General features: G+C 67.4%; 6 protein-coding genes. 2 read left to right on the top strand and 4 right to left on the bottom strand.

Annotation, left to right across the window (positions count from 1 at the left end; genetic code table 11):
• Positions 1-75: 75 nt before the first annotated feature.
• From ACFV4K_RS33495 to ACFV4K_RS33480, 4 genes are all read right to left on the bottom strand, one after another.
• Positions 76-1,926, bottom strand: a complete 1,851-nt coding sequence (locus tag ACFV4K_RS33495) for an ATP-binding cassette domain-containing protein (protein ID WP_379280309.1) — start codon at positions 1,924-1,926, stop codon at positions 76-78.
• 36 nt (positions 1,927-1,962) lie between these two features.
• On the bottom strand, positions 1,963-3,159 hold the full coding sequence (locus tag ACFV4K_RS33490; RefSeq protein WP_379280308.1) for a type III polyketide synthase: 1,197 nt from the start codon (positions 3,157-3,159) through the stop codon (positions 1,963-1,965).
• 82 nt (positions 3,160-3,241) lie between these two features.
• Positions 3,242-4,726: a fatty acid desaturase gene (locus ACFV4K_RS33485; RefSeq protein WP_379280307.1), complete on the bottom strand. Its 1,485-nt coding sequence runs from the start codon at positions 4,724-4,726 to the stop codon at positions 3,242-3,244.
• Between the two features lie 212 nt (positions 4,727-4,938).
• Complete coding sequence (locus tag ACFV4K_RS33480; protein ID WP_357097123.1) at positions 4,939-5,769, bottom strand: LppX_LprAFG lipoprotein; 831 nt, start codon at positions 5,767-5,769, stop codon at positions 4,939-4,941.
• A gap of 403 nt (positions 5,770-6,172) precedes the next feature.
• On the opposite strand from ACFV4K_RS33480, the gene ACFV4K_RS33475 reads away from it, so the two are divergent.
• Both ACFV4K_RS33475 and ACFV4K_RS33470 read left to right on the top strand, forming a co-directional pair.
• Positions 6,173-7,009, top strand: coding sequence for a class I SAM-dependent methyltransferase (locus ACFV4K_RS33475; RefSeq protein ID WP_379280306.1), 837 nt, complete (start codon positions 6,173-6,175; stop codon positions 7,007-7,009).
• A gap of 6 nt (positions 7,010-7,015) precedes the next feature.
• The gene (locus ACFV4K_RS33470; protein ID WP_379280305.1) at positions 7,016-7,624 is read left to right on the top strand and encodes a TetR/AcrR family transcriptional regulator; all 609 of its coding nucleotides are present in this window, start codon (positions 7,016-7,018) and stop codon (positions 7,622-7,624) included.
• The last annotated feature ends 16 nt before the right edge of the window (positions 7,625-7,640 follow it).

Raw genomic sequence — 7,640 nt, 5'->3', positions numbered from 1 at the left:
GAAGAAGGCGGCGGCCAACCGCCCCGCACGACGAAGCCCCGCACCGGATTCGGTGCGGGGCTTCGTCTTTCGGTCCTATTCGGCGGCTACCGGCGTGGTGAGTTCCTTGACCTCGGCGATGTGCCCGAAGTCGAGCTTGACGAGCTGGTCGGCGCAGTCGAAGTACCGGTCGTCGTGGGTGATGACGATGACGGTCTTGCCGCGGTTCTTCAACGAGACCAGGATCTCGCGGTAGAACACGTCACGGAACTTCGGCTCCTGATCGGCGGCCCACTCGTCGAACAGGTAGATCGGCCGGTCCTCGAGCAGCGCGGTCAGCAGCGCCAGGCGCTTGCGCTGTCCCTGCGACAGGTCGATCGTCGACAGGCGGCCGTTCTCCACGGTCACCTTGTGATCGATCCGGAGTTCCTTCAGGTACTTCCGGACCTGGTCGTCGACGCCGTCCTCGAAGCCGAGGTAATCCTCGAACAGGTGGAAGTCGGTGAAGACCGCCGAGCTGTTCTGCCGGAACCACTCGATATTGGTGTGGTCGATCGTCTCGCCATTGAGCGTGAGGTGGCCGTGCTGCGGGACGTAGAGGCCCGTGATCAGTTTGGCCAGCGTCGATTTGCCGCTGCCGTTGCCGCCCACGATGAAGCTGATCTGGCCGGGTTCGAAGGCCAGATCCAGCGGGCCCAGATGGAAGCCGGAGCCGTCGGCCTGCGGCGGGGCCATGGGCCCGCCGTTGGGCAGCGGGTGCCCGCCGTGGCCGACGAACCTGTGCCCGTTGACATCCGGCCGGTCGACACCCTGCGGACCGTGGCCCGGGGGCGGGCCGCCGGGATGCGGCCGGCCGCCGCCGGGGCGCTGTCCGGGGCCCGGGCCGGGGTGCGGTCCGGTGCCGGGCAGCGGCGGGATCGCGGGCGGCGCCTCGGTCAGGTAGCTGTAGCCGACGTCGTTGAGCTCGAGCCGCGCCGCGGTGACGGCGGCCCGCTCGGTGTAGGGCAGCCGCGACTCGTCGTGCGCGGTCTGGATGGACAGGTTGAGCGACCGGATCTTGGCCAGCGCCACGTCACCACGCAGCAGGTCCGGGATGCGGTGCATGAAGTTCTGCATCGGCATCGCCAGGAATGTGGTGACGAGCACGTAGCCGACCATCACGTTCTGCGGCAGTTCCAGCGCCCGCGCCAGCCCGAACAGGATGAGCGCCATGGTGGCCAGCTGCAGCAGCTGCCCGAACCCCTGGGCCACGGTGAATTTCGACCCGGCGTCGATGTTCTGCGCCCGCAGCGTCTCAGCGGAGCCGAGCAGGTGCTTGTCCATGAAGTCGCGCCGCCGCCCGCGGTGCAGCTTGAGCTCCTTGATGCCCAGCGACACCGCCTGGAAGGAGCGCAGCAGCCCGTCCTCGTTCTCCCGCGCGGACTGGTACAGCGCCCGCACTCGCTTGAGAACCAGTTCCACACAGGCGATTCCGAGCAGCGTGCCCGCCACCGTGGTGGCGAAGATCGGCCCGGACACGACGGCCAGGAATACGAAGCAGCCCACGATGGTGGCCAGATCGATGCAGATGCTCGGGATGGCCGTCACCGCCTGCGACAGGGCCCGCACATCCTCGGTGAGGGTGGCGATCAGCCGGTGCTGGCCCAGCCGCTCCAGGTGTTCCAGCGGCGCGGACACGATGCGCGAGCTCAGGTCCGCGCGCAGCCGGTAGATGGCGTCCTGGGCCAGCCGGATCAGCAGCACCTGCGAGATCACGCCGCTGATCAGGATGACCAGGGCGGTCGCGACGAACGCCTGGACGGTGACGCCCGGATGCGGTTCCGGTGACACCACTCCCCGAATCAATGTCACCAGGTAGGTATTGGCCGCACCGCAGACGAGACCGGAGGCGATGACGCCGGCGATCCGCATCCACGAGATGGAGATGAGGAATCTGATGAGTTGCATGACTGCTGGCTCTCTGGACTGGACGGGTCGGGCTGGTCAGGGACGGATGACGTCGAACACGACGCCCTCGAGGGTGACGCCGGGCGCGAAGGAGAACGCCACGCCCGTCGAGATCGGCTGGGATGCCGACTGCGCGACCATCTGCTCGAGCACGAAGATCAGCGAGACGCTGAGCATGTTGCCGTACTCGGCGAGCACGTCCCAGCTGGTGGCGGCCTCTTCGGCGCCGAGGCCGAGCGAGCGCACCGACTCCTCGATGATCTTGGGGCCGCCCGGGTGGATCGCCCACAGATCGATGTCGGACTTGGTGAGTCCCTGGCGCGCGAGCACCTCGGTCACCACCGGGTCCACGCCGCGCAGGATGTACTGCGGCAGGTTCTCCGACAGCTCGCAGGTGATGCCGTTGTCGTTGACGCCCAGCACGATTCCGTCCTCGGCGTCGTCGAACAGGTAGCTGAAGCTGTCCCGGATGACGATGGATCCGGCCGGCAGCTGCTGGTGCGCCTGCCGGGCGCCGATGACCACCGCGCCGCACCCGTCGCCGAAGAGGCTGTGGATGATGACGTCGTTGACATTGTCGTCGAACACGGCGTTGACCGAGCTCAGCTCGATGCAGATGACCAGCGCCTTCTTGTCCGGGTGCGCCCGCACATAATCCGTCGCGGCGCGCACGGAGTTCATGGCCGCGGCGCAGCCCATGAAGTTCACGACGACCCGGTTGACGGTGGGGGACAGGCCCAGCTGCTTGACCACGGCCACGTCCACGCCGGGTGCGATGAACCCGGTGCTGGTGGCGAAGACCAGCATGCCGATCTCGGCGGCCGGGTCCTCGAGGTGGGCGACGGCGCGGCCGGCCACGTCCACGGCCAGCGGCACCGCGTGGTCGTAGAAGGTGTTCATGCGGTCGCGGATGGTGCCCGATTCCCGGCTGTAGGACAGGAATTCGGGGTCGATCGGGTTCACCGCGAGGTGGCGGGTGGTGACCCGGGTCTTCTGGTAGATCCGCGGGATCCGGGCCTGCTGGGCCGGGTCGGTGAACAGTCCGGCGACCTGGGCGGCGGCGTCGGCCTGCGCGAAGATCTGCGCGGGCGCGCCGGTGGCGATGGACTCGATCACGCCGACGGTGGTCGGCGGGGCCGGCGGCATCGGGGTCGGCGCGAAGTCGTAGCCGGGTTCGCCTCCCGCGAACCGGGCTGCGGGCCGGGCGGCCCCTTCGTCGATGGTGATGGACACGAATGACTCCCCTCGTATTCTTTGGTGGAACCCGCGGTGCGGCCGGCGCATGTTCCGGCGCGCCGCGGTGTTCGGAATCGGTTCAGACCGTGCCGATTCCGGTGAAGCCCTGCGCGGTGTAGACGACACAGGTCTTCAGGGCGAGCGGCGAGAAGTGCTCCTTGACGAACCCCCACTTGCGCTCCACCGCGTCGTCGGACGGCGCGAGGATGTAGGTGCGGATCTGCTTGGGGAAGCGGTCGGTGAAGAAGCTCTTGGCGGGAAGCCATTCCACGCCGAACTTCGCCGACTCCTCACGCAGCACGTCCTCGGTGGCGATATTGGCGAAACCGCTGCGCTGGTAGGGCAGTACGTGATGGACGCGATGCGAGCTGAGGCCCGCCGACAGGAAGCAGTCCAGGTAGCGGTTGCCGACCACCTTCAGGTCGTAGGCTTGTTCGATCTGGTCGACGCCCCAGTCCTCGGAGTTGTGCTCGAGTTCCTCGGTTTCGACCTCGAAGTCGTGGCTGGCCACCACCAGGAAGGTGGAGACCCACAGGGTGATCACGAATTGCAGGGCCCAGGCCCAGAAGTCGCCCATCACGGTGAAGGCGATGAGCTCGCCCAGCAGCAGGAACCGCGCGCCGAACGACCCGATGAAGTGCGGCAGTGCCCCACCCCAGGTGCCGTACATGTCCTTGATGCCTACCTTGCGGGTGAGGCGGCAGACGTCGAGCAGGCGGAAGGTCATGCCGGTGACGGTGTGACCGAACTTGTGCAGGGTGTGGATCGGCACCCGGTACAGCCGCGGGATCCGCATCATCATGGTGAAGACGTTCTTCTTGATGTCGACTTCACTCTGGGTGTGCGGGTGGTGCAGCAGGGCGTGGCCGTCCGCGGTCACGAATGCCAGTGCGACGTAATTGAAGTCGAAGGCGTTCGTGTAGATCTTGTTCATGCCCTTCTGGGCACGGTGGATGGCGTAGTGCCCGAACCCGGCCAGCGAGCTGCGCAGCAGCACCATCGCGATCACGAAGACCGGCAACGGCATCCAGGACCGCTCGAACAGCCGCAGGCCCTGCACCGCGAAGTACGCCACCGCGAGAATGGCGACCACGATATTGAAATAGGTGTCCATGCGCCGGATCCGGGCGGCCAGCTCGGGTTCCTTGAGCCGCGCCTTCACCTTGTGCAGCAGGTCGTCCTTGTTGTCGAAGCTGAACTTCGGGGTGTCGCGCCAGCTGTCGAAACCCTCGTTGAACAGGAACGCGGGCGCGTTGGCCTTGGGGTGGATGTCCTCGGGCAGGGCGTCACGGTCGAGCGCGTACTTCTTCAGAATCTTGCCGATGGCTTCCGGATTCTTGTGGTACGAGCCGACAATCGAGGTGATGTCGCGGTTCTTGGTGCGGCCGATGAAGAACTCGCCGCCCGGATGCTTGGAGATCCAGTCGGAGAGGTCGTAGGCTTTCCCGTCGTAGACCCAGACGTTGGAAATGGGCGGCGGTCCGTCGAGCGGGGGCCGGCGGAATTCACCTTCGGGCGCCTGCCGTTCGATCGTCGCCTCGGCCTCGGGCCGTTCGATCGTCATAGCTTTCCTCCACACGCACACACCGCGTTCGAACTTACGGATGGAATCGTCGGCGTTGCGGCTTGCAATTCACTGAACAATCTCTTAAGTGGGCTTTTGTTAACAGCAGCCCGAAAAAAATGCGAAAGCCGGCCGGGGTCGGACGACAGCTGTTGCCGCCGTTGCTCGTTCCCCGAACCGGCTCCCAACTCACAGGACAGACGGGCGCGTGTTTAGCCGCCGGGCTTGGTGACGTGCACCGGCTTCGCCCAGTCGGACAACGTCACGGTGACGGTGCCCGCGTCCTTGGTGACGATGGCGCGCACCAGGTTCGGGCCGGTGCCCGGCGAGGCCGCGGTCGAGGGCAGGGTGGTGCCCGCACCGCTCGGCGGCGCGACGTCCTTGATGTACAGGGTGATCGGGAACTCGCCGCCGTCCTTGCCGATCTGCGGGACGACCGGGTCCATGACGTCGGCGGAGATGGTGCCGCTGACCTTCACGGTGTCGACGCCGTCGATCTTCTCGCGGCCTTCGGCCTTGGCGTTCTTCACCTGCGAGATGGCGTAGGCCAGACCCTTGTCCTTGTCGAGCAGGACGCCCGGGTCGTAGATCTTCTCGGCGGGGCCGACGGGGGAGTACTTGGTGCCGTCACCCGTGTAGAGGGTCTTGTCGACGACCATGAACTTGGTCTTGGTGAAGTCGCCGTCCTGCTTGACCTTCACCTCGGCGTCACCGATGGCCTGGCCCTGGCCCTGCGGCTGGTTGGTGACATCGGCCTTGATGCTCTTGACCGACAGCGTGGGCAGGTTCTTGACGTCCAGCACCACGTGCACCGACTGCAGGGTCTGGGTGGTCTTGGCCGATTCGGCGACGATCTGCGCGCCCTCGGGCAGCTGCGACGGCGGGGCCGCCTGCGAGGTGGTGGCCTTGCTGTCCGAGCTGGAGGACGAGGTGCAGCCCGACACGAGCGCGGCGGTCGCGGCCGCGGCGATCATGATCGGGAGGACGCCGCGCCGAATCCGGCTGCCGGACGTGCGGTTCCCTTGGGATATCAGGTCATTCATGTACAACCCCCGAAGTCCATTCGATCTCGTAGTGAGGGCAGCCTTGCCGCTGCCCGTCGTAGTATGCAGGACGTTGCCCGCGCTCGCGCCGATCGGTGCGATACTCCGGCATCCAACCAGCACCGGCTCGATGTCGCCACGCTGTTTCGATCATCCAGCCGCGCAGGCGATCAGCCCGCAACCAGCTATGTCGCGGGTCCGGCCGAGCGTTAACAATCCGGCCGAGTGCGCAGCAGGCCGGAACGGCCGATTCTTCGGATGCCGCTCCGTCGCTGGATGTTTGCCAGTTGGTCGCTGAACGTTCAGTGTAAATCGTTACCCGGGGCGGGTATTGACACGTGCCTTCGGCTGGGCTCAATATGAACGTGCGTTCATGAACAATCGTTCATAATAGGAGCCGAGCATGACCGAGATCGTGAATACCGCCCAGTCCGAAGCCTGGAACGGCTACGAAGGCGAACACTGGGCAGGCCACTACGACCGCTACGACGCCGTGAACCACGGCTTCGACGAACCCCTGCTGACCGCCGCCCGCATCGCCGACGGCGACCGGGTCCTCGACATCGGCTGCGGTAACGGCCAATTGACCCGTGCCGCCGCCCGCCGCGCCGGCACCGGCTCCGCGACCGGCGTCGACCTGTCCGGACCGATGCTCGCCCGCGCCCGCGAACGGGCCGCCGTCGAAGCCGTCCCCAATGTCGGCTTCGAACAGGGCGACGCCCAGATCCATCCCTTCCCCGACGCCGCCTACGCCGCCGCGCTGAGCCGCTTCGGCATCATGTTCTTCACCGACCCGGTGGCCGCCTTCGCCAATATCGCCCGCGCCCTGCGCCCCGGCGGCCGCCTGGCCTTCGCCGCCATGACTCCGCTCCCGGGCACCGATCTGGGCGCCGTATTCGGCGCCGCCGCAGCCCATCTCGGCGATTTCACGGTCAGCCCCGCCGAAGGCCCGTTCTCCGAGCCCGACCGCATCCGGGACCTGTTGTCCGCCGCGGGTTTCCATGAGATCGGCGTCGAATATCGTGAGGCCGAGGGCATCTGGGGTGACAATATCGCCGACGCCACCGAATTCATCATGGGCTGGGGCCCGGTCCGCTACCACCGCTCTCTGGCCGGATTCGTCACCGACGACGAAGTCCGCCAGGCGATCTCCACGGCCCTGCTTCCCTACGTCACTCCCGGCGGCATCGCGCTGCGCGGGTCGGCCTGGCTCGTCACGGCCGCGACCCCGCTACCGTAACCATCCATGTCCCCCCGTAAGGCCGCGGCGCTGCGCGCCACCGACGACACTCTCCGCGATCACCTCGTCGCCACCGCGCAGCGCCTGCTCGCCGACGGCTCGGCCGCCACCCTCACCGTGCGCGCCATCGCGCGCGCGGCCGGGGTGGCCGACGGCGTCCTCTACAACCATTTCCCGGACAAGGACGCCCTGCTCGCGGCTGCGGTCCGCGCGCACGTCGACGCCGCGCACCGCGCGCTCGGCTCATTGCCCGCCCCGGGGGAGGCGACGGTCGCGGAGAATCTCCGCATATATCTGAGCGCGGGCCTCGATCTGCACCGCGCGGTGCTGCCGGTCTTCGCGGGCCTGCTGTCCACCCCGGCCGTGCTGGATCGCTTCGCCGACCTGCCGACGGATCAGCCCGACTGGCGCGTGCTGCTCTCCGGCTATCTGGCCGGTGAGCGGCGACTCGGCCGCCTCGCCCCCGAGGCCGACATCGCCGCCGCGGCGGCGGTCCTGGTCGGCATCTGCCACGACCGGGTCCTCAACGCGGTGCTGCCCGGCATGTCACCGCCCGCCGTCGAGCCCGCGGCGGTCGTCGCCACGCTCCTCGACGGCATCGGCCCCAGGGTGTAGCGACTGCTCGAACGAC

Source organism: Nocardia sp. NPDC059764, from assembly GCF_042732555.1.
Taxonomy (GTDB): Bacteria; Actinomycetota; Actinomycetes; order Mycobacteriales; family Mycobacteriaceae; genus Nocardia.
This window is presented reverse-complemented; position numbering and strand designations above follow the sequence as displayed.